16 protein-coding genes are annotated in these 21,759 nt (G+C 66.2%); 13 read left to right on the forward strand and 3 right to left on the reverse strand.

Annotation, left to right across the window (positions count from 1 at the left end; translation table 11 throughout):
- Positions 1 to 46 precede the first annotated feature (46 nt).
- The 3 genes from QW887_RS10585 to QW887_RS10595 all read right to left on the reverse strand — a co-directional run bounded on the left by QW887_RS10585 (position 47) and on the right by QW887_RS10595 (position 7,584).
- On the reverse strand, positions 47 to 610 hold the full coding sequence (locus tag QW887_RS10585) for a DUF4399 domain-containing protein (protein ID WP_316164821.1): 564 nt from the start codon (positions 608 to 610) through the stop codon (positions 47 to 49).
- Between the two features lie 382 nt (positions 611 to 992).
- Positions 993 to 2,513: a formylglycine-generating enzyme family protein gene (locus tag QW887_RS10590; protein WP_316194507.1), complete on the reverse strand. Its 1,521-nt coding sequence runs from the start codon at positions 2,511 to 2,513 to the stop codon at positions 993 to 995.
- 34 nt (positions 2,514 to 2,547) lie between these two features.
- Positions 2,548 to 7,584, reverse strand: coding sequence for a helicase (locus QW887_RS10595; RefSeq protein WP_316194508.1), 5,037 nt, complete (start codon positions 7,582 to 7,584; stop codon positions 2,548 to 2,550).
- A gap of 917 nt (positions 7,585 to 8,501) precedes the next feature.
- Here QW887_RS10595 and QW887_RS10600 point away from each other — a divergent pair.
- The 13 genes from QW887_RS10600 (at position 8,502) to QW887_RS10660 (ending at position 21,706) form a co-directional block, all read left to right on the forward strand.
- Entirely contained in the window at positions 8,502 to 10,340 is a 1,839-nt protein-coding gene (locus QW887_RS10600) for a porin (protein ID WP_316194509.1), read from the forward strand.
- 137 nt (positions 10,341 to 10,477) lie between these two features.
- Positions 10,478 to 12,835 carry a type II secretion system secretin GspD gene (gene gspD / locus QW887_RS10605; RefSeq protein ID WP_316194510.1) on the forward strand — a complete coding sequence of 786 codons (2,358 nt, stop codon included), beginning with the start codon at positions 10,478 to 10,480 and terminating at the stop codon, positions 12,833 to 12,835.
- A complete protein-coding gene (locus tag QW887_RS10610; RefSeq protein WP_316194511.1) occupies positions 12,832 to 13,359 on the forward strand; it encodes a tetratricopeptide repeat protein in 528 nt (175 codons plus the stop codon). The genes gspD and QW887_RS10610 overlap by 4 nt, the downstream gene beginning before the upstream one ends.
- 113 nt (positions 13,360 to 13,472) lie before the next feature.
- Entirely contained in the window at positions 13,473 to 15,149 is a 1,677-nt protein-coding gene (locus QW887_RS10615; protein ID WP_315813930.1) for a GspE/PulE family protein, read from the forward strand.
- A gap of 4 nt (positions 15,150 to 15,153) precedes the next feature.
- The gene (locus QW887_RS10620; RefSeq protein WP_315715585.1) at positions 15,154 to 16,368 is read left to right on the forward strand and encodes a type II secretion system F family protein; all 1,215 of its coding nucleotides are present in this window, start codon (positions 15,154 to 15,156) and stop codon (positions 16,366 to 16,368) included.
- A gap of 18 nt (positions 16,369 to 16,386) precedes the next feature.
- Positions 16,387 to 16,866 carry a type II secretion system major pseudopilin GspG gene (gene gspG / locus QW887_RS10625; protein WP_316194512.1) on the forward strand — a complete coding sequence of 160 codons (480 nt, stop codon included), beginning with the start codon at positions 16,387 to 16,389 and terminating at the stop codon, positions 16,864 to 16,866.
- 2 nt (positions 16,867 to 16,868) lie between these two features.
- Positions 16,869 to 17,342, forward strand: coding sequence for a prepilin-type N-terminal cleavage/methylation domain-containing protein (locus tag QW887_RS10630; RefSeq protein ID WP_315828115.1), 474 nt, complete (start codon positions 16,869 to 16,871; stop codon positions 17,340 to 17,342).
- Positions 17,311 to 17,724 (forward strand): type II secretion system protein, encoded by a 414-nt coding sequence (locus QW887_RS10635; protein WP_316194513.1) that lies wholly within the window; start codon positions 17,311 to 17,313, stop codon positions 17,722 to 17,724. Before QW887_RS10630 ends, QW887_RS10635 begins: the two co-directional genes overlap by 32 nt.
- Complete coding sequence (locus tag QW887_RS10640) at positions 17,724 to 18,425, forward strand: prepilin-type N-terminal cleavage/methylation domain-containing protein (RefSeq protein ID WP_316194514.1); 702 nt, start codon at positions 17,724 to 17,726, stop codon at positions 18,423 to 18,425. The genes QW887_RS10635 and QW887_RS10640 overlap by 1 nt, the downstream gene beginning before the upstream one ends.
- Before the next feature lie 2 nt (positions 18,426 to 18,427).
- Positions 18,428 to 19,369: a type II secretion system protein GspK gene (locus QW887_RS10645; RefSeq protein ID WP_316194614.1), complete on the forward strand. Its 942-nt coding sequence runs from the start codon at positions 18,428 to 18,430 to the stop codon at positions 19,367 to 19,369.
- Positions 19,366 to 20,469, forward strand: a complete 1,104-nt coding sequence (locus QW887_RS10650) for a PilN domain-containing protein (RefSeq protein WP_316194515.1) — start codon at positions 19,366 to 19,368, stop codon at positions 20,467 to 20,469. The genes QW887_RS10645 and QW887_RS10650 overlap by 4 nt, the downstream gene beginning before the upstream one ends.
- On the forward strand, positions 20,466 to 21,023 hold the full coding sequence (gene gspM, locus QW887_RS10655; RefSeq protein ID WP_316194517.1) for a type II secretion system protein GspM: 558 nt from the start codon (positions 20,466 to 20,468) through the stop codon (positions 21,021 to 21,023). The genes QW887_RS10650 and gspM overlap by 4 nt, the downstream gene beginning before the upstream one ends.
- Positions 21,020 to 21,706: a hypothetical protein gene (locus QW887_RS10660; RefSeq protein ID WP_316194519.1), complete on the forward strand. Its 687-nt coding sequence runs from the start codon at positions 21,020 to 21,022 to the stop codon at positions 21,704 to 21,706. Before gspM ends, QW887_RS10660 begins: the two co-directional genes overlap by 4 nt.
- Positions 21,707 to 21,759 lie beyond the last annotated feature (53 nt).

Consider the following 21,759-nt stretch of genomic DNA (forward strand, 5'->3'; position numbering starts at 1 on the left):
ACTGATGTGCCGGCCGAACCGGCTCCATCGGGGAGCGGGCGGAGGCTCATTTCGCACCCGACAGGAAGCTCTTGATGAAATCGACGGCTCCCGCCGATTTTGCCGGATCGGACGGCGGCGCTTCGGTGGCCGACGGTTGCGCCGCCTGACGCGCGGTGTGCGCGTGCAGATGCCGCGTCCGCCGGTGGGCGTGAGTGGCGCTCTGCCCGTGCCTCTGCGAAGCACTGCTCACGGTGATCGTGATCTTCTTCGATACCAGCGGTGGATCGAAGTTGAAGTGCATGCCGTCGCCCAGGACGAGCTGCAGGTTATGCTTGCCGGGGGGCAGCTCGATCAGGGCCTCGGTCTCGCCCGCGCCGTAGTGCAGGTGCTTTCTGTCCTGCGGAATCGGCTCGCCCGGGCTGATCGGCTCATCGGCGTCGATCAGGAGGTGATGATGGCCGGTGTTGGCAAAGGCGTCACCGGCATGGGTCACGCCCATGTTGCGAAGTCCGAACCGGCACCAGAACGCGGTCTTCACGGTGTCGCCGTCGGTTGGCGTGATGAAATACAGGTAGGCGTCCTTCGGCGCCGTTTTCGCCTGCGCCCATGCGAGAGTCGGCAACAGCACCAGCGTGCAGGCCAACACGGTGGACCCGAGCGTCGCGACTGCGGCGAGACGACGTCGTCGCCAGGGCGTCCGATCCAGTAGCGGCGCGCGACGCGTAGATTTCTCACTCCACATATCCCCAACTCATAAACAACGACGATCATCGATCGCAAATATCGAACGGTGTAGCCGGTCCATGAATGGGGCGTAGCGCGGCAAATTTGAGGTTTCGATCGGTCTCGTCCTACGATTCCCGATAAGAATTTGAATAAAGAGGCTCGGCAGACCAGGCGTCCTGCGGATCTGCGACGCTGGTGTTCGCTGTGGCGCGAGACATTTGCGGGCGCAGGCCCGGCATCGGCGTCGACGGCACGCTGGCCTGGCTCAGCATACCGCGGCCGCATCAGAGCGAAAGAGCGAGGCGAAAGCCATGGGTCGGATACCTGACGCGCCCATCATAGCGGTCGCGGCTCCCACTGCGGGCATAGCTCGCATCCTTCTTCCATGAACCCGAGCGAATGACATGGACGAAGCTCTGCTCGTCGATCCATGCCGAGCCATCGGACGGCGCGCCCTGATAGCTCTTGTGCCAGCTGTCGGCCACCCATTGGTCGACGCTCCCGCCCATGTCGAACAGGCCAAACGGATTGGCCGCAAAGCTTCCGACCTTCATGAGCTGCGCGGGCGCGCCGGGCTCGTTGCATCCGTTGCAATTGGCCATGCCGGAGCGCATCCGGTCGCCCCACCAGAACGCCGTCGTTGCGCCGCCGCGCGCTGCATATTCCCATTCGGCCTCGGTCGGGAGCCGGAACGGCTTGCCGACGGCCCGCGAGAGCCAAGCCAGATAGCCCCTGACGTCGTCGTAGCCGACATTCGTCACGGGGTTGTCGTCCGGGCCGCTCATCACGTCGGCGCATGCCCCGTCAGCCACGCACGCCTTCCACTCGCCAATCGTGACGGGGTATTTGCCGAGCGCGAACGGCTTGATCGTGACGCGGTGGACCGGAAGCTCGGAGCTCTCGACGCCGCCCATCGCGAATGCCCCTCCTGGAATCGTCACCATGTCAGGCAGGCGAATCGCGGCTGCCTCCGCCGGCCCTGGGGTCGCGGTCGACTCTGCTGCCGGCGCAGTCTCGGGAGCGGTCGCAGCGCTTGCCGACGCGAGCAGGGCGGGCGCCTCGAGCGGCGCGGTTTCCGTGGAACGCGAGAGCGTTGCAGTGTCCGAGGGCGCGTTCGGCAGCGGCGCCGGGGCGGGGGCGGTCGCGGCTGACATGGCCTCTGCCGTGACGACGCGCACCGAACTCTCGACGCTTGCGCGGCTCGACGCGGCCACGGAGGCCTCGGCGGCTTGCGGCTGTGTTGGCGGGGGAGCGGCCGGCTCCCGCGCCAGCATGAACCAGCTGGCGGCGGCAGCGAGCAACAATGCGCCGAGGCTGGCCGCCGCAGCGCGGGTCCAGACCTGCGGCCTGCGCTCCGCCCTTGCTGCGGCCGCGCGCAGCCTCGTGGCCAGCTTGTCGTAGCCGTGCGCCTGCCAGATCTCCGCGCGGCTGCGCGCCTCGTTCGGGGCGTATTGAGCGATCGAGACGCCGGGAATGCTGCAGACGACCCGTCCCGCCTGTCCGCCACCGGGAGCGGTGGCCTCGACCTCGGCCGCATCGCATCGTGCGGCGAGCGATTGCTTCAAGGGGCCGCACATCATCAACAGCAGTCCGCCGTCACCCTTGCTTCGGCGCTCCCGGATGTCGGGGCACGCGACCTGCTCGTCGAGGCGGTGGAAGCCGGGTGGGCGCAGCGCGTTCATCGCCACCCGCACGATCCGGCCGCACTGCTCGCAAGGCACCGGATAGGTCACGGCGGTCAGCGGTCGCTCGTCCCGATCGGTGGCCGGCGCATGCGCTGGCGCGACGACGTCGATGCCGATCATCGGACACCTTTCGTGCGCCGGCCTTGCCGCCGGGTCATTGGCCCCAGGCGGCAAACGCATCCTTGAACGCGCGCTCACCGTCCGCTCCCTTCTCGATCGCCAGCACCGCCCGGCTGCCGCCATTGTAGACGATCGGGATGTCGATCCAGTCCTTGCCCTTGAGCAGCAACACGTTCCGCTTCATGTCGACATCCCCCGCCGACAGCGCGATCATGAAGAACTCCGGCGTCACCTTGGCGGTCATGGTGGTCAACGGGGTCCCGCGACCCGCTTCCTTGGGCTTCATGCTGACGCCCTTCAAGGTCTCCACCCCGGCGTGAGACGGGTCGTCCGGCCAGTTGAACTTGATCTCCATGATGTGGCTCGCCGGCATTTCGGCTTCCTTGTTTGGACGCAGCGACAACGTCGCCGTCATCCTCTTGTCGATCTCGACATCGCCTTTGATCGAGGCTGGCACCGCTCCTGCCGCAGGCTCGACATGCCAGGTGACTTTCCCGAGATAGCGCTTGCCGTGCGGATCCTGCGGATCCTCCTGGTACAGCACGGCATGTGACACCATCGTCTCAGTCGCGCTCCCCGTGGTGATCGCATCGCCGCCAGCACCGCCCCTGGCGTCAGGCGTTATCCGATCCGCGATGACCTTGCGCGGCTCGGCGGCGGCCGGCGAGGCGGCATTCCAGGACACCGGGAGTCGGTTCAAAACGGTTTGCAAGGACGTCGTGATCCGGCTCGCCGCCGGCTGCCAGTAGATCGATGCGCCAACCACCGCGACCGCCAAGCCGGCGGCAGCGGCCATCATGTGCCGGCGGAGCGAGCGGTGTGGACGCCTCGCTCCATGATCAGGCCGCGGACGCCGACCCGGCGACAGCGCGCGATGATCGATATGCACGGCGTCGCGCTCCGACTCGGCTTGGCCGCGCGTCGTCGTCTCGGACAGTTCCGCCGGGCGGGCGAGCACGGCCACCCGCGCGATGGTGGCATCGTCGGCCGGCGACCTCGCAGCCTCCGCGAGCCGATCGGCCGCGGACGGCTGATTCTCCTCGATCTCGACCGGCGCTGCGGGCGCGACGGACGCGGGCGGCGCAGAGGCGGGCGTATCAGACGACGAGGCGGCACGCGTTTCATCGGTCGCGACCTCATGCTCGCGGCGCCGCGTTGGACGCGCCCCGATGCCGGCGCCGGCGCGGTTGCCCAGCCAATCCGGCACCGGGCTCTCGATCGAGATGGCCGGCTCAGCGCGTTGCTCCGAGAGCCGCGCCAGCGACAGGCTTTCGGCCACCGTGGCGATCTCGTCTTCCAGCGAATAGGCGCGGCGCGTTACGGATCGCGCGGATGCCGGGTGATCCTCCGCCGCGCCAGTGAGCCGCGCGGCAGCCGGATGCGGGCTGGTCGCCGGCTGTGCCGATGGCTGCTGTGAGCCGACGGCTGCAAGCGCGACCGGATCGACCCGGCGAGCGTGCTCCCGAAGTCTGATCATCCGGTCGGGAAACAGCATCTTGACGAAATCGCAGAGCGCTGCGCCCGGCAGCAGGAACCGGCGCATGGCAGCCGGACCGCTGCGCAGGATGCTGCGTGCGATGGTTTCGATGTCGTGCTCACCTTGCGCGACGCGCTCGCCGGTCTGCCGATCGTCCTCGATGACGACGACCTTGCGGGCTCGGAGCATCGCAGTGAGTTCGCGGAGATCGGATTGCGAGGCATCGTCGATGACGACGAGATCAAATGCGCCGAGCCGGGCCGGTAGCTGCTCGGCCACGCGCCATGCTGGCACGAGCTGGCATGGGATGCCTTCGCAGCAGCTCTCGAGTGCCTCGCGTGCAGCCTGACGCAACCGGCATGCGGTGGGGCCGGAACAGGTCGCTGCCATCTTTCTCAGCGTGGTCATGAACACGGTGAGCGCCTGCCTCATGGCGCTGCCGGTGTTCTGTGCCAGGCCGAGATGCATCCGTGCCACGACGACCTGGCCGAACAGCTCGCGCAACTGCATCTCCAGCGCCGCGCGCTGGTCGGACAGGTCCTGCAAACGCTGATGCTGACCGATGCCTTCGGTCTGCCGCATCAGCACCGCCCAATTCCAGGCCATCATCCAATCTGCAACGAGCACCGGATCCCCGGTCTGCGGATGTGCCGGCTCGGTCCTGATCCGCCGGGCGAAGGCGTCCGCTCCGGCCTCGGTGATCGCTCGGCAGACCTCGTCGAGCAGCTCGAGATCCTGGCGCCGGTCGTGCAGCGACTGCAGCCGGGTGCGAAGGGTGCTCCAGCGCGCCTCGATGTCGCGCGGGTCGACACCATCGCAGCCGATCTGCGAGAGCACGTCGGCATGAGCCTGCGTTGCGAGCTTGCCGCTGCCGCCAAACAGCCCGTTCAGCCGGGTGAGCTCCAGCCGCTGCTTGCCGATGCGGAGAGCCATGCTCCTCACCGCAGCTGCCAGCGCAGAAAGTCGTCGGCCGTCACCGAGCAATCCGGCGATCGCGTCGTCCGGCATCGACAGCTTCGGTGCGGCGGTGAGAACATTGCGCTTCGCCAGCGCCGCCAGCACGATCGCGGCCTCGACGCTTTTGACGACGCGCTCGTGACCGTGGAACGTGTGAGAGGAGTCCGGCTCGGGCGCAGGCGCACCGATTTCGGCCGCCAGCGATCGCCATCTGGCGTCGAGCGAATGCAGGTGACGACGCCAGGTCAGATAGTCGCGAACATGGCCCCAGTCGGCCGCGCCTTTCGGCGCGAAGCCAGCCACCCTGATCGCCTCCACGGTCTGCTTCAACGCACGGCCGGACAGGGAGAATGTCGCGAACGGCCTTGCTCCGGCCGACAGCCGTTCGACAATCGTGAGCAGTTCCTGGCTGGCGAAGGCGTCCGCCGGCGTTTCCACCGGCCGAACCAGGAAGCCGGCACGTTGCGACAGCAGGGACGACGCATCGCGGGCAAAATCGACGAGGATGCCACCGTCAACCGACATTGCATCGGCCTTGCGGCCGACCGGCGACAGCGCTGCGAGCCAGGGCTCGTCGGCAATGATCCGGTGGGCCGCCGCGAGCGCGTCGAGGTCGCCGGCGAGCAAGTCCGCTCCGTCCGGCCCGAGCTCCGCGATGATCTGGCAGGCAAGCCGGCTGTCATGGCTTTCGCCGTCGATCCGCGCCGGCTGCAGGTCCTCATGCAAACGTCTCACGGTCACGGCGTCCGGCAGGGCCGCGATTTCCGGGAGCGCGTCGTCGACATATGCGAGATCGGTACCCAGCCGAACACGCGCCTCACGGGCCTGCTCGACTGCCGCAACCAGAAGGTCGCTCTCACTCACGAATCGTGACGGCTGATCGGTGAACCAGGCATAGGCGTCGCGGTCGGCGATCAGCGTGGTCAACGCGTCGAACGGCAGGTCGGGGACACCGGATGACCGCAGCATGCTGCGGCTGGCGATGTCTGCGAACGCGTCATCGAGACGCGATATCTCGACGCTGGTCGCGATGATGTCGCGCTCCAGCCGATTGACCTGTTCCGCCTGCGCGCGCGGGTTCGTGGTCTTGAGGATCGACAGCAGCCGGCTGACGACTGTCTCCGCATGCTTCAAGACGTCCTTGTCGGAGCCGGTTAGATCGACGGTCAGATCACGGACAGCGCGCGGCAGCTTCTCGGACAACAGTCCGAGTGCAGCCTCGTTGCGCGAGACGACGAGAACGCGCAGGCCCATTGCGAGGTGATGGCAAACCAGGTTGACGAGGGTGGACGTGCGCTCGGACCCGCGCGCGCCTTGCACGACAAGTCCGTCCGATCGCCGGAGCTGTCGCACGACCTCCATCTGGTCGGAGTTCGTCGGCAGCGGAAAGAACAGGTCGCCGTGATCCGCCGCGATCTGCGCATCCGGCCCGACGTCGATCGGTTCACCGATCACGCCGGATAGACGACGGCGCGCGCCGTCATGGGCTTCGTGGTCCGGCGCGCCAAGCAGAAGGCGAGACAGTGCGGCCAGGCAGCAAGCGTCGCCGGGCGCGTATTCGATCGCTCGCTTCAGCCGCTCGATGTCGCGCAACAGCAGTGCGTCCGAGCGCGGCCGCGCAAAGATCACCCAGCGATCGGAGACGACCAGTTGCTCGTCCTCCTCGGGAAGCAGCAACGCGGAGTCGGGCATGGTGGGACAGTAGATCCCATGCGGGTCGAGCTGTGAGCCGATGGCGCTGAGAACCGGCTCGAAGCTGGCGGGCTGGAATGGCGAAAGCTCGTTGCCGCGCTCGATCGTCTCGAGCAACTGCTCGGCCGTTTGCCCCGCCAATCCGGCCGCTGATGTCAGCGGTTCGAACGCCTTGAGATTGACCGTCGCGCCGACCATGCGGGGCCGGATTCTGATTTCGGTGTCGGAGCCATCGAGGACCTCGATCTCGACCAGGCGTTCGAGCAGCGGAAGATCCAACTCGCGGCCTTGTTGCCGCCAGCGTGACACGCCAATGCCCCACACGATTTCGCAGCTGCCATCGTTGCCTCCGGCTCCCGCCACGCGAGCCATCTCGCGCAATCGCTGATGAACCGCGATGGTCTTGCGGCGTAGCCGCTCGGCCGCGGCCCAATTTGTCCACGAGCCGGCGAGATAGCGGTCCAGACGCTCGACGATGTCCGGGCGTTGCTCAAGATGCAATCGCACGTTCCAGAGCCCGGCGGCCACCCCCGGGCCGTTCGCCGGCGAGCAGTGCTCGCCGCGTGCGTCACCGGCCGCGATCAACCGGTCTTTTTCCGCCGCGTGCACCGTGATCGTCACGCGTTGCCGAACCAGCGGGCGACGGTCCGGATCAGCGGACACGTCAATCCACATCGCCAGGTCGTACTCGACGGCGGGAGGATCGGTGGCGACCAGGCGTTCGATGGAGAGCCACACGGGCCCATCAGCGTCGAACGTGTTGTAGGTAATGCCGGGCAGCTTCTCCAGCTCATGCTGATGGAACACGAAGCATTGTCCGCCCGCAAGCCGATGGTCAGACAGGCGCGCGACCGCACGTGCATTGCGCAGGATCATCTCGGTGAGATACCCAAGAACATTCTGCAACGGTCCGGCCGCCGGCTCCAACCGATGGACAGCGTTCATAGTGCCTCTCCGATGATAGCGGCGACCAAGCGAAGCAATCGGTTCACCCTCAACTCCCGTCCTGACGTCCGTCCCGCTTTGCAGAAAATTCCGTCACGCGCGTCGAAGAAGATGGACGTATCTGACTATTCACGATCCTGATGTGGTCAGGCGACGTCTTCGTCGATGGCATTCGAGGGAATACTGAAGCCAACGTCAGATAGACCACACTAACTGGCGAATAATAGCGTCACGCAATGCGGCGTAATGATGGGAGCGAGTCCGGGCGTGTCGTCGACCCTGAAAACTGCGCCAACTGATTTGTTATCATTTCGAGAACCACCGCTGTCGGTTCGCGTAACCGGTTTAGAATCTCTTTAAAGAAGCCGAGCGCCTTTCCGGTTTGACTGCCTTGATCGGAAGGGACTGGTATTCGCGTGCGTAGATGCGACATCTCCACGAGAGAAGCGTGCGGCGTCTTGCCGCAATCTCAGTCGCGTCCGCTTGCGGCTTTTCGTTGGATTCCATTGCTTCGTCCGAGCTGCGCCATCGCACGAACGCAATTTCTTTCGGAGTAGGGCCGTCGTTGGCGAAGTGTGACGTCGCTTATTACTTCGCGATGCAAAGGCATGAATGCAGCTCTACGCTGCGCCGCTCGACGCTCCGCACGCCGGACATGAACCCAGCAGCAATTATCAATGACTGAAAACACTTAGCCAGATCTCGGCTGGCGTCCAAGCGATTGGTCGGCAAGCCGTGCCTCCGCCGCGCAACGAGCGCCGCCCAAGTGCTGACACGCGAGCATCTCCGACGAGCCCAAGTATCGACATCGCGGGCTTCTAGCGCGAATGGCTCGCAGTCGCGCACGAATTCTGTGCTCACGGCGGCGCGGGCGAAGGGGATGCACGTCCGCGCATCATCATGGGGAGGTTTGACTGATGGTCTTGATTAGCTGCAGCGGAAGGCGCGCAGATTGCTCCGCGTCTTCACACGACGGCGCTTTGAGTATTGGCAAAGGCGGTGGCCCGCTCCGCGGCCGCGACCGACTCCTGCCATCTCTGCTTGCCGCCGTATCGACATTGGCGTTGAGCGCCGCAGCAGCCCAGGCGGCCGACGCCGGCTCGGCGCGGTCCACGGACGGGGCAGCCGTCAAAGCGCTGATGGCGAAGCTCGAGTCCATGGAGCAGCGCATCAACAGTCTTCAAGTCGAGCTCAAGGACGCCAAGGCAAAGAAGACGACCAGCGTCGGACAGTCCGCATCACTCGCATCTCGCCGCCCGGCCGACCCGATGCCTCTGATCGGCGCCAAGGACGCGCGTGCCGGAGGTGCGAAAGCCTCCGACAACGCGCAGACTGCGTCAAGCCAGCCGGTCGGCAACGCCATGGCGCTCGCCGACTCGAAGGACGTCAGGGACAGTGGGGCGAAGGGGGCCGATGCCGGACCATCGCCATCCCCGGCATCACGGCTGGCGGCTGCGTTCGCCGATTCGGATTCCAAGCCGCGATTCCTGCCGGCAGCAGATCTAAAAGCACCTGCGCCGCAGCCCAGCAGAGACCTGTTCGGCGCCGCGCCGTCGCCGGTCCCCGGCATGAAGATCGGCATGTACGGCGAGATCAAGCTCGGCTCGGTGCAAAATCCCGCAGCGAACGGTCAGTGGCAGAACGGCTTCGACATGGCCCGCCTTGTCTTGCTGCCGACCTATCAGGTCAATGACTCCATCACTTTCAACGCGGAGCTGGAATGGGAGCATGGCGGCACCGCATTCGATAACGACGACAAGCTGCATGGTGCGGTCGAGGTCGAGCAGGCCTTCTTCGACGTCAAGTTCAACGACCACTTCACCCTGCGTTCGCCGGGTATCGATCTCATCCCGATCTCCTTCACCAACCTGTATCACGAGCCGACGCTGTTCTACAGCGTGCAGCGGCCGGAGCTTGCCAACGGCCTGATCCCGACGACATGGTACGCGCCATCGGCAGGGTTTCACGGCAAGATCATCGACGGCTTGAACTATCAGTTCCAGGTCAGCCAGAGCGCGGAGGATTTCGGCGACGGATTCGATCATCGCGGCGACAATGGTCATATCAATCCGGGCGGCTATGAAGGCGGCATCAACGGCTCGGAAGCGCTCGCGCTCTCGCGAGCGCCGATCGGCGATTTCCGGCAGCTGAGCAACCAGCTCGCCTATACACTGCGGCTGAGCTACACGCCGTCGTTCCTTCCCGGCTTTGCCGGAAGCTCGGCGATCTATTATTCGCCGAACGTCACGCCGCGGGGCGCCTATGCGACGCTGCCGGACGGCAGCGAGGTGCCCCTCGGCAAGAACGCGATGACGATCTTCAATACCGAGGCCCGCTATCGCGTTCCGAACACCGGGCTGGAGCTGCGGGCTGAATATGCCCACGTAAACTTCTCCAATCCGGAGAACCTCCGCGCCAACAATGATCTCGTCGACGACAACAACGTCGGCAAGAACATGTGGGGCTACTCCGGCGAGATCGCCTACCACTTCAGGGCGCCCAACGACTACGACATCGTGCCGTTCTATCGCTATACCCGACAGAACTTCCAGACGTCGGGCATGCTCGGCTCCGATCTCACCAACGGCCTGAACAACATCACGGGCAGCGGTGACATGACGTTCCACGACGTCGGCCTTGCCGTGTTTCCGAATCCCAGCCTGGTTTACAAGCTGAACTACACCAAGGTGATCGATCACAGCGCGGCGGGGGCGATGTCCGACCGGGTTCTCGCGGGCGTCGGCTGGCTCTGGTAGCCGACCGACGCGAGCAGGGGCCGCGGCCTGACGGCAGCGGCGTCTCCTCGCAAGACACAGGTTGGAGCACCCGGGCGGAGCGCGACCGCTCTCCGCCCGGGTGTGCCTCGAAACGTAGAACGGACTCGGCAGATCGGGTGGGCGGGCGAGTGGTTGAGATTGCTGATTTGAGCGCAGCTTGGCTGCGATGCCGCACGCTCGCAACGTTGCTCACGATGTCGATCGCGTTGGCGGGCTGCAACCCGGCGACGCTCGGCAGCGATAGCCGCGGCGATGACGTGCTTGACAAGGTCGGCCGGATCGACCTTTCGCCGCGCTATCCCAGGCAGGCCATGCCGGAGCAGTCGCCGGCGGCGCGGCGCGCCCGTGCCGAGATCTATGGCGGCAACGACGATGCACGAGATGCCAGGGACGCGCGAGCGGAAGCGCCGGCCGCGGGCTCGCTTCCGATCCAGCAGGTGGCCGCGCATTCGCAGCCGGTTGGCAACGGGTTCGAGCTGAACTTCGAGAATACGCCGATCGCGACGGTGGCCAAGGTGGTGCTCGGCGACGTTCTCGGCGTCGGCTACACCATCGATCCAAGGATCCAGGGAACGGTCAGCCTGTCCTCGGTGCGCCCGGTCCCGAAATCGGACGTTGCCTACGTGCTCGAGAACGCGCTCCGGCTCTCGGGGACGGCGCTGGTTCGCGACAACTCCGGATACCGGCTGATTCCACTCGGCGACGCAGTGGGTGCCGGCAACGTCGATGCCGCCGGAGGCTCGGCAGAGCCTGGTTACGGCATCTCCGTGCTGCCACTGCAATATGTCTCCGCCCCGACACTGCTGAAGCTGCTCGACAGCTTTGCGCTCAAGCCCGGCACGGTGCGCGCCGATCCCGGCCGCAACGTGCTGCTGATCCAGGGGACGGGCGCCGAGCGACGCACCGCGATCGATGCCGCGCTGAGCTTCGATGCAGACTGGATGCGCGGACAGTCGGTCGGGATCTTTCCCATCGTCAATGGCAATCCCGAGCCGATCGTCGCCGAGCTCGAGAAGATCATGGACACCGGCGACAGCGGGCTCGGCCAGAACATGGTCAAGTTCCAGACTGTCAGCCGGATGAACGCCGTCATGGTCATCAGCCGCAAGCCGGCGCTGCTGCATACGGCGGAGACCTGGATCAAGCGGCTCGATGCCGGCAACACGCTGCGCAACAGCGTCCATGTCTACCGTGTCAAGTATGGCGAGGCGCGCCAGATGGCGCGGGTGCTGAACGACATGTTCACCGGAAACGCGGGCAGCGCGGCCGAGGGATCGTCGACTGACCTCGCTCCCGGGTCCGGAGCATCGTCGAGCTCGAGCAGCGAACGGCTCTCGGCCGCCGGCGCGACGGCCCAGTCGGGCGGCTTCGCGAGCCAGCAGCAGGGCAACGCCGGCCTGGTCGCCAACCGCGGCTTCGGCGGGGCGCCGCCGCCGACCCAGGCGGGACTCGATGCGGGATCGGAATCGCGCGCATCGGGTTCGGGCGGCAAGCCGCTCATGGAGGGCGTGCGGATCACCCCCGACGTCGTCAACAACACGCTTCTCATCTATGCCGACAGGGAAAACTACCGGCTGATCGAAGCTACCCTGCGTCAGTGCGATCGTCCGCAGCTGCAGGTCGCGATCGACGCGACGATCGCCGAAGTCACGCTCAACGATTCGCTGAACTACGGCGTGCAGGCCTATCTCACCAGCAAGAACCTCGGCCTGAGGCCGGACCAGGGCTCAGTGCTCAACACCACCTCGACATCGGCGCCGGCAACGGTCGCCTCGGCCGCGGGAACGATCACCAACGCCTTTCTCAGCCGCGCTTTTCCCGGGTTCAATTTCCTGGTCGGGTCGGAATCCCAGCCGAGCGCGATCCTCAGCGCGCTGCATACGGTCACCGATGTCAAGGTGCTGTCCAACCCGTCGCTGGTGGTGATCGACAACCAGGCGGCGACATTGCAGGTCGGCGACCAGGTGCCGGTCTCGACCGGCAGCGCCACGGTGCTGACGACCAACAACACGGTCGTCAACACGATCGACTACCGCAACACCGGAATCATCCTGCGCGTCGCTCCGCGGGTCAACGAGAACGGCAACGTCCGGCTGGAGATCGAGCAGGAGATCAGCAACGTCTCGCCGCAGACCGCCAACAGCCTCACGCCGACTGTCGCGCAGCGCAAGGTGAAGAGCTCGGTGGCAGTTGCCAGCGGCCAGACCGTGCTGCTGGCCGGTCTCATCAGCGAGACCCATCAGGGCACCCGCAGTGGCGTGCCGGGGATCGACCAGATCCCGGGCCTCGGCGACCTCTTCAGCAACAACGACCGCAGTCGCGGACGGACCGAGCTGATCATCTTCATTCGCCCCCAGATCATCCGCGACGGCACCGACGCCCACTACGTCGCGGAAGAGCTGCGCTCCAAGCTGCGCGGCACGATCAGGCCGGTCTCGACGAGTGCGCTTCAGACACCGCGGATCAGTCGATGATGCGGCATGCGACGACGGCCTTCGCTGTTCTGGCGCTCGCCTTCGGCATCGCCGCGGCCGACGCGCGGCCGCGCGGAGACGCATGGGCCGCGCTGGCGCGCGGCGACTATGTTACGGCGGCCGCAGCGTTGGCGCCGATGGCGCAGAGTGGACATCCGCCCGCCATGACCGCGCTCGGCTACATGTATGAAAACGGGTTCGGCGTCCCGCAGTCCTACGAGGCGGCGGTCGAGCTCTATATCGGAGCCGCCGAGCGCGGCGACCCGACGGCGCAGCACCTCTTGGGTCTGAGCTACGACAAGGGGCATGGCGTCTGCCAGGACCTCGTGCTGGCCTACAAATGGCTCAATCTTGCAGCGGCCGCAGCGCCCAATCGTCTGCGCGAACCTTATTTTCGAATCCGGGACGCCATCGCGTTCAAGATGTCGCCCGATCAGATCGCCGACGGCCAACGGCTCGCGATCGAATGGCGGCCGACGCAGCCCGGCGGAGTTCGCGCGACCGCATCGATTTCGGGTTTGTAGTTGTTCTAATCAGCTGACCGCAGAAGGGTCATCTTTGGTATCGAGAACGAACTGTTCGAAAGTCCGGACCTCGGCAATGAGGTGATCGACAACGATCCGTCACGGGACGCGCCATGAGCTCGACTCCTCCTCTACGATTGGCCGACGATCTGCGGGATGGCCGGGGGCCGGTTCGGCTCGCCGCTGGACGGGTCGACGCTGCGGCGCAGGACCGCGCGGGGATGGGGTCATCGACGGCGACCAATCCCGCAGGTCCCGAGTCCGCCGACGACATCGCGCGGCAACTCGGATTGACTCGGATCGCGCTGTCCGATTTGCTGGCGTCCAAACCGCTCACAGAACATTTTTCACGGCGCTTCCTGCGGGAGACGATGGTCTTCCCGTTCCAATCCGCCGGGCACGGACCATGTCTTGCGGTGGCGGATCCCCGCGACACCGCAGCGGCACGCGCCGCGGAGCTGGTGTTCGGCACGGCAGTCGAACTGGTGGTCGCCTCCGCCGAGGATGTTGCCACCGCGCTGAACCGGCTCGCCGGCGAGGACGAAGTACCGGCGCGCAACGAAACGGCTGAGCCGCAGCTGCGCGACGACGACATCGAGGGCTTGCGCGACCTCGCCACCGGAGCGCCGGTGGTACGCGCGGTCAACGATCTGTTCGAGCGGGCGGTGGAGCTGCGCGCCAGCGACATCCATGTCGAGGCGATGCGGAGCGGGCTATCGGTCCGGATGCGTGTCGACGGCCTGCTGAAGCCGCTCCCTGAGCCGTCCGGCGTGCTGCCCCAAGCCGTCATCTCGCGCATCAAGATCGTCGCCGGGTTGAACATCGCGGAACGGCGCCTGCCTCAGGATGGCGCTGCGCGGCTTCGCATCGGCCGCATCGAGTTGGACGTGCGCGTCGCCGTGATGCCGACGCAATATGGCGAGTCGGCGGTGATCCGGCTGCTTCCCAAGGATCGGGGTCTGCTCGCGATCGAGAAGCTCGGCTTTTCTCCCCACGACGATCGATCGCTGCGCCGCCTGCTGGCGCTGCCGCACGGCATGATCGTGATCTGCGGGCCGACCGGCAGCGGCAAGACCACAACGCTCGCGACCGCGCTGTCGATCCTCAACGAGCCCACGCGCAAGATCCTCACCATCGAGGACCCGGTCGAGTATGAGATACCGGGCATCAACCAATCGCAGGTCAAGTCGTCGATCGGGCTGACCTTCGCCTCGGCCTTGCGCTCCTTCGTGCGGCAAGATCCCGATGTGATCATGGTCGGAGAGGTCCGTGACGGCGAGACCGCCCACGTCGCGGTCCATGCCGCGCTGACCGGCCATCTCGTGCTGACCACGCTGCATACCGAAAACGCTGCGGCGGCGGTACCGCGGTTGCTCGATCTCGGCGTGGAAGATTTTCTGTTGCGCTCGACGCTCCGCGCGGTGATCGCCCAGCGGCTGGTGCGCCGGCTGTGCGAGCGCTGCAGGTCGAAGCGGATGCTGAGCGCCGACGATCTCTGCGCGGACCCGCGCTACGCCGCGGTGGGCTTCGACGTCGGCGAGACGGTCTACGAGCCGGCGGGTTGCGAGCGCTGCGGCGGCACCGGCTATCGCGGCCGGCTCGGCATCTTCGAGGTTCTGGAGCTGAATCCGGAGATCCGGTCACTGATCCAGGGCACGGCCGATGCGGCCGTGATCGACCGCAGCGCCATTCTGAACGGCATGACCACGATGCTCGACGATGGTGTCGCGAAGTGCCGGGCCGGCGCCACGTCGGTCGCGGAAATCCTGCGCGTCACAACGTTAAGGTGAGCCGGTGAGCAGATTCCGCTATCGTGCACTGACCGAGAACGGCGACGTCGTGCACGGCACGATCTCGGCTGCCACCGCCAAGGAGGTGATCGACCGGATCGAGTATCTGCGGCTGCTGCCGATCGAGACGGTCGAGGAAAGGGCCGCGAGCGTCCTCGCCCGCGACGCGTTGGCGCTGTTCGGCGGTCCGACGCCTGGCGATGTCACGACCTTCACGCGCGATCTGGCGCTGTTGCTGAAGGCCGGAGCCCGCCTCGAGGACTCGCTCGAGCTTCTCGCTGGCGATGCCGATATCGGTCGGCTGCGTCCGATCGTCAGCCGGTTGCGATCCAGCGTCCTGGCTGGAGAAAGTTTCGCCGAAGCGCTGACGCATCATGCCTTGCAGTTTCCCGCGATGTATGTCGCGCTGGTGCGGGTCGGGGAGGTCTCGGGCACTCTTGATCACGTGCTCGATGTGCTCGGCGCCGAGCGGGCGCGCGCGGAAGCCATGCGTCGCAAGCTCAGCGACGCGATGCAGTACCCGCTGTTCGTCCTGATCGCCGCGCTTCTGGTGATGCTGTTCTTCTTCATCGTCGTGCTGCCGCAGTTCTCGGCGGTGCTGCGCGATTTCGGCGCCAGGTCCGACGCCGCCATCAACACGTTTCTCGACATCTCCGATTTCGTGCGCGGCAATGGCGCGGCGATCGCGCTGTCGGCGAGCGCGCTGATTGCTGCGGCTCTCCTCCTCCTTGGCCGCGCAAGCGTGCGCGCTGCCGTGATCGCGCGGGTCTGCCGGCTTCCGGGTCTCGCAACCGTGTTCAGGTCGTATCGCACGAGCGTATTCTGCCGCAATCTCGCGATCCTGCTCGGCAGCGGGCTGACCTTGACGGCGACGCTGCGCATCCTGGTCGACATCATGGCGGCCACCGGCAGCACCGCGGCGTGGAACGCCGCGGCCGACCGCGTTCGTCACGGCGGCAAGCTGTCGGAAGCGCTGGCAGCGACGAACATTCTGCCGGCCATGGCCACGCGGATGATCCGGATCGGCGAGGAGACCGGGCAGCTTTCGGTCCTCGCCGGCCGCATCGCCGAGTTCTACGAGGCGAAGCTGCAGCGCGGCCTCGATCGCATCGTGGGCATCGTCGGTCCGGCCGCGATCATTCTCATCAGCACCGTCGTGGGCGGTCTCATCGTCTCGGTGATGACCGCGCTGCTGTCGGTGACGCAACTCGTCGGGTAGAACAAGATGGATCATCGCATGAAACAGGCAGGGATCAGTTGTACCGCGCGGCGGACCAACATTGCGCGCGACGACCCTCAGAGCGGCTTCACGCTCGTCGAGATGCTGGTCGTCATTGCCATCATCGGAATGATCATGGGTCTGATCGGACCGCGTGTGCTGTCCTCCCTGAACGAATCCCGCGTCAAGACCGCCCGGATTCAAATTCAGAGTTTTTCGAGCGCGCTCGATCTGTTCTATCTCGACACCGGGCGCTATCCGACCTCGTCGGAAGGTCTGACCGCGCTGGTCCGGCCTGCCTCGACCATCGCAGGCTGGGCGGGTCCGTATCTCAAGGGAGGAAATGTCCCGAGCGATCCCTGGAATCACGCCTACGTCTACCGGTCGCCCGGACAGCATTTGCCCTATGAAATCGTGTCGTACGGATCGGACGGGCAGGAGGGCGGCGTGGATCTCGCCGCCGACATCTCTTCGTCGATCACGATGGGTGCCAAATAACGATGGTCGGCCGTGACGGCTGCGAGGCCGGCTTCACTCTGATCGAGATGGTCTGTGTGCTCGCGATCGTCGCGCTGCTGGCGTCCGTCGCGGTCCCCGCCGTCTCGCGGCAGACCTCGCGGCCGCAACTCGAGGCCTATGCGATCGAGGCTGCTGCGCTGTTGAAGGCCGATCGCAACGCCGCGATCAGGCGAGGCTTGGAGGTCGTGACTCGCATCGACGCGCAGGCGCGCTCGTTCAGCTCGGGCGCGAACGGGCAGGTCGTTCGCTTGCCGACGGACGTGCGGGTCGAGACGGTGCTGCCGCGTCGTTGCGACGATCGGCCCGCAATCCAGACCATCAGCTTCTTCGGATCGGGCATGTCGTGCGGCGGCGTCATCACGCTCACCCATCTCGATGCGGGCTACCAAATTCGCGTCAACTGGCTGACAGGAGGGATCGAGATTGTCCCGAGCACTGGTCTGTCGAGCCGATAGGCCGACGGCAGGATTTACCCTGATCGAGACATTGGTCGCGCTCGCGATCATGGCGGTGTCGCTCGTCGCGATCGGCGCGCTCATGGGGTCCTCGGCGCGCGGCAGCAGGAAGCTGGAGCAGCACGTCGCTCTGGTACAGGCGGCCTATAACGCACTGTGGCTGGCCTTTCCGTCCCGCCTGCCGCCGGCATCGCCGACCCAGTCAGGGGAGTCGACGGCTCATCTCTGGCGCGCGCAGGGGGAGCCATTCGCCATCGATGGCGGCGCACCGGACAGCGCGTCGGCGTGGGTCCCAAAGAAGATCGTGCTCCAGGTGCGATCGCCATCGGGCGCGACCATGGAGCTGGAAACCGTCCGGCTGTTTCGAAGGCGGGCCGAGTGATGGCGACGCGGACCAACGATACTCAAGCTGGCTTCACCCTCGTGGAAGTCCTCGTCGCCATGGTCTTGATGGGGCTGCTGATCTCCGGGCTGCTCGCGGTCACGTCGCAATGGCTGCCGAACTGGGATCGCGGCCTGTATCGCATCCAGCGCAGCGAATCCATCAGCATGGCGCTCGATCGCATCGGCGCCGATATCGCGGCCTCCGAATTCATCAAGCCGGATGGGCAGGCCAAGTCCGTTCTGTTCGACGGGTCGGAGACCTCGATCACGCTCGTCCGAACGGCGCTCGGACCGCATCGGGGCAGCGGACTGGACGTGGTCCGCATCACCGAAGGCGGCGGCGATGGCGCGGCGTTGACCCGCACCCGCGCGGCATTCGCGCCCGGCAGTCCGTCCGCCCGGGATTTCGGTGATCCGGTGGTGCTGCTGAAGGCGCCGTACCGGGTGTCGTTTGCCTATGCGGGGACAGACCGGATCTGGAGTCCATCGTGGCAGAATGCAGAAAGGCTGCCTGCGGCCGTGCGGGTGACGGTGCACGACGGAAGCCGCGCAAGCGCACCGTCGCTGTCACGGATCGCCGTCATTCGTGTTTCGGCGCCGCCCGACAGCGTCTGCCGGCCCGCGGACCCCACCTGCGACAGACACGCTCTCTCGGCCGATGCAACGGTCGGGCGCGCCTCCACAGCATCGAAGCAATGATGATGTGGCGACAGAAGCACCCGCGAGATCCGGATCCCGATGATCGGGAAGGCGGCTTCGTACTCATTGCGGTGCTGTGGCTCCTGGTCTCGCTGGCTGGACTGGCAGGAGCCTTGTCCGTCTATCTCGTCAGCACCTCTCAACGCCTGTCGCTCGATGATGCTCGCCTGCGATCGGCGGCGCTGGCCTCGGCAGGCCTCGAGCTTGCGGCCTACAGATTGTCCGCGTCGCCGAAGCCGCAGCGCCCCGCCGCCGGCGCCTTTTCATTCCGGCTCGATCATGCGCAGGTTTCGGTCACGTTCCGGTCGGAAGCCGCCCGAATCGATCTCAACCAGGCATCCAGGCAGATGCTGGCCAACCTGTTCGAGGTTCTCGGCGCGCGCGCGGACAAGGCCGGCGAGTATGCCGAGCGGATCGTCGGCTGGCGAACGCCGCCGGCTGACAACGTTGCGGACGCGGAGCGCGATCTCTACCGCACGGCCGGCGCGGACTACATGCCTCGTTCCGCGCCGTTCGCAAACGTCGAGGAGCTTCGGCTGGTGCTCAACCTGCCGCCGCCGCTGGTCGACAGAGCCATGTCCTTCGTCACCGTCTTCAGCGGCCGGCGCGAGATCGACGCGCTGGAGGCCGCCCCCGAGGTGGTGGCCGCGCTTCCCGGGATGACCCCGGATCAACTCAAGAGCTTCCTCGATCAGCGGGCCGGCCTGCGTCGCGACGTCAGGTCGCTCAACGCGGCGCTGGGGCCGGCGCGCGCCGGAGCGACCTTGGAGGTCGCCGATGCCGTCCGCGTGTGGGTCACGATCGGCTTTGACGGCGGTCGCAGGGCCGCAACGGAAGCGGTCATCCTGCTGGGCGATGGTGAGGATCCTTACCGCGTCCTGGCGTGGCGCGATGATGTCAACACTCCGGGGATGCTTCGGCCAACAGGAAAGGCGCCGAGATGACGATGTCGACGCGCGTGCGCCGCGAACTGGCGGGCTGGATCGGCTCCGTTGCCGAGGCCGTGGTGGCCGCGATGGGCCGGCTCACCATCAAGCCGTCTGTCCGGCTGATCGAGATCGAACGGAACGTCTTCATCATGCGGATGCTCGCGCGACCCGGGCGATCCGTCCCGCCCGATTGTCGCATTCTCCTGCCGGACGGCGACGCGAGCCTGCCCGCGCCTCCGGAGAGCTGGAAGGCGGCCCTTCACGGCAGCCGGATCGAAGTCGTGCTGAGGCCGGACCGTTTTCTCTGGCGGCCGCTGGATCTGCCCAAGCGCGCCGTCGAGTTTCTCGATGCCATGGTCCGCTCGCAGCTCGATCGGCTGACGCCGTGGTCGGCGCATGAGGCCGTGTTCGGCAGGACTGCGCCGGTCGAGATATCGAGTGAGCGCATCCGGACCACGGTGATCGCCGCGCCAAGGCCGAAGCTGGAATCTCTCATTCGCCTCGCCGAGTCCTGGCGGGCTGGATCGATCATCCTGTTTGCTGCGCCTGAGACGGCGCCGATGCCGGTCGACGACCGGCTCACCGCAACCAATGCAACGAGGTTGACCGAGCAGCGCCTGGGGGGATCGCTCGACGTCGGCCGTGTCAGTCGGGTCCTGGCCGCTCTGTTGATCGTCGCCGCAATCTCAGCGGCGCTGTCTTTCGCGGCGGGGAGCCTGCTGGGCGAGAGGCTGGACGAGCAGCAAGGCCAGCTCACGCGGAGGATCTCCGAGCGGCGCGCAGCGCTGCGCCTCGATCTGCAGGGCACCGACAACGCCGCGCTGCGAGGCCTGATGCGACGCAAGCAGGAAAGCCCCGCGGCGGTCGTGCTGATGGAGGCGCTGTCCCGGATACTGCCCGACAACACGTATGTGACCGAGCTGCGGATCGAGAAAGACAGACTGCAAATCGTCGGAATGACCCAGGATGCGCCGGCACTGGTCAAATTGATCGAGCAGTCGGCGCACTTCACGCGCGCGACCTTCTTCGCGCCGACCACGCGTTCGGCTGATGATCCCGGACAACGGTTCCATATCGAAGCGGGCATCAAGCCCCATTTTGGACTTGGCACATGAGCGTCGCAAAGCTCGTCACGGACAATTCCGCATCGCCCTCGATCGCCGCCGCCGCCTATGCGGGACTGCTGATCGTGCTGATCTCGGTCACGGTGCTGTCGATCAAGAGCATGATCGATCAGCGCAGCGAAGTGACCTCGCTCGCCGATACACTCCACCTGCTGGACGCCCACAGCATGGCGGCCGCGCGTCAGGCCGGCAACGGCGATGCCGGCATGACGGGATCGGCCTTTCTCGAAGGACCGACCGTGACCGTGGCAGGAGCAGCGCTGCTGCAGCGCCTTGGCGACGTGGTGACGCGTCATGGCGGCAGCGTGTCGTCGTCGCAGCTCGATGTGCAGGGCCCCCGCGCCAAGGACGGTCATATCAGCGGGAGTGCGAGCTTCGAGGCCGGTCAGTCCGAACTGCAGCCGATCCTCTACGATCTGGAGGCCGGCATGCCCTGTCTGTTCGTCGACGAGCTGGTCGTCGAGGGGAACGCGCCCGCGGCGGCATCCGGCGGAAAATTACGCGTGCTGATGACGGTCTCCGGACAGTGGCAGGGCCCGCAATGAGCAGTCGCGCCAAGCTTTGCATGATCGGCTGTTGCAGCATTCTGGCGGTGGCGTCGGCGTTCGGCATCGCCCATTCGGCCGGTCTGGACGTCTTGGGAGCGGTCTCCGCCGAACAGCCGAGCGGACCGGCGCAAGGCCCGTCCATCGCGCAGCGAACGCCATCGCGCACCGGCAACCCATTATGGGGCATTCCGCTCGAGCAGCTGTCGGCGACGCGCGAGCGCCCGCTATTTTCGCCGTCTCGCCGCCCTCCGCCGACGGAGGCTCCGCTGCCGGCCGTCGTGGAGGCTCCGGTGGTGCAGGAGCCGCCCGCACCGGAACGGCCGCAACTCGCGCTCGTCGGCACCGTCGTGAACGGGGACCGCGGCCTTGCGGTGTTCGTCGATACGAGCAGCAAGACGCCGTTGCGGATCAGAACCGGCGCGGACTATCAGGGTTGGACGCTGCGTCTTGTCGAGGCGAGATCGGTCACGCTGCAACGGGGCGAGGACGTCACCGTTCTCACGCTGCTGCCGGCGCAGGCGCCGGCCCAGCCGACGAATTCAGCTAACGAAAGCTTTGCCCAGATGCCGTCAACCCCCACTGCGCCTCCGCTGGCTCAAGCAGGGCCGCCCTTTCTGTCGCCGGAGTCGAGGCTGCTCCGGATGCATCAACGCCAACGCTCGGGACGCCGTCAATTGTAAGGATGGATCCGATCTGGATCGAAGCGTGACGATAGGCGCCGGCAGGCCGCACC

The organism is Bradyrhizobium sp. SZCCHNRI3052 (assembly GCF_032484895.1).
GTDB lineage: Bacteria > Pseudomonadota > Alphaproteobacteria > Rhizobiales > Xanthobacteraceae > Bradyrhizobium.

What these genes read in the sequence shown, in the direction of transcription:
- QW887_RS10645 (WP_316194614.1), top strand. Translation starts at nt 18,428, where the DNA reads ATGTGGCGACAGAAGCACCCGCGAGATCCGGATCCCGATGATCGGGAA.
- QW887_RS10615 (WP_315813930.1), top strand. Translation starts at nt 13,473, where the DNA reads ATGAGCTCGACTCCTCCTCTACGATTGGCCGACGATCTGCGGGATGGC.
- QW887_RS10590 (WP_316194507.1), bottom strand. Translation starts at nt 2,513, where the DNA reads ATGATCGGCATCGACGTCGTCGCGCCAGCGCATGCGCCGGCCACCGAT.
- QW887_RS10650 (WP_316194515.1), top strand. Translation starts at nt 19,366, where the DNA reads ATGACGATGTCGACGCGCGTGCGCCGCGAACTGGCGGGCTGGATCGGC.
- QW887_RS10595 (WP_316194508.1), bottom strand. Translation starts at nt 7,584, where the DNA reads ATGAACGCTGTCCATCGGTTGGAGCCGGCGGCCGGACCGTTGCAGAAT.
- gspM (WP_316194517.1), top strand. Translation starts at nt 20,466, where the DNA reads ATGAGCGTCGCAAAGCTCGTCACGGACAATTCCGCATCGCCCTCGATC.
- QW887_RS10610 (WP_316194511.1), top strand. Translation starts at nt 12,832, where the DNA reads ATGATGCGGCATGCGACGACGGCCTTCGCTGTTCTGGCGCTCGCCTTC.
- gspG (WP_316194512.1), top strand. Translation starts at nt 16,387, where the DNA reads ATGAAACAGGCAGGGATCAGTTGTACCGCGCGGCGGACCAACATTGCG.
- QW887_RS10630 (WP_315828115.1), top strand. Translation starts at nt 16,869, where the DNA reads ATGGTCGGCCGTGACGGCTGCGAGGCCGGCTTCACTCTGATCGAGATG.
- QW887_RS10600 (WP_316194509.1), top strand. Translation starts at nt 8,502, where the DNA reads ATGGTCTTGATTAGCTGCAGCGGAAGGCGCGCAGATTGCTCCGCGTCT.
- QW887_RS10660 (WP_316194519.1), top strand. Translation starts at nt 21,020, where the DNA reads ATGAGCAGTCGCGCCAAGCTTTGCATGATCGGCTGTTGCAGCATTCTG.
- QW887_RS10640 (WP_316194514.1), top strand. Translation starts at nt 17,724, where the DNA reads ATGGCGACGCGGACCAACGATACTCAAGCTGGCTTCACCCTCGTGGAA.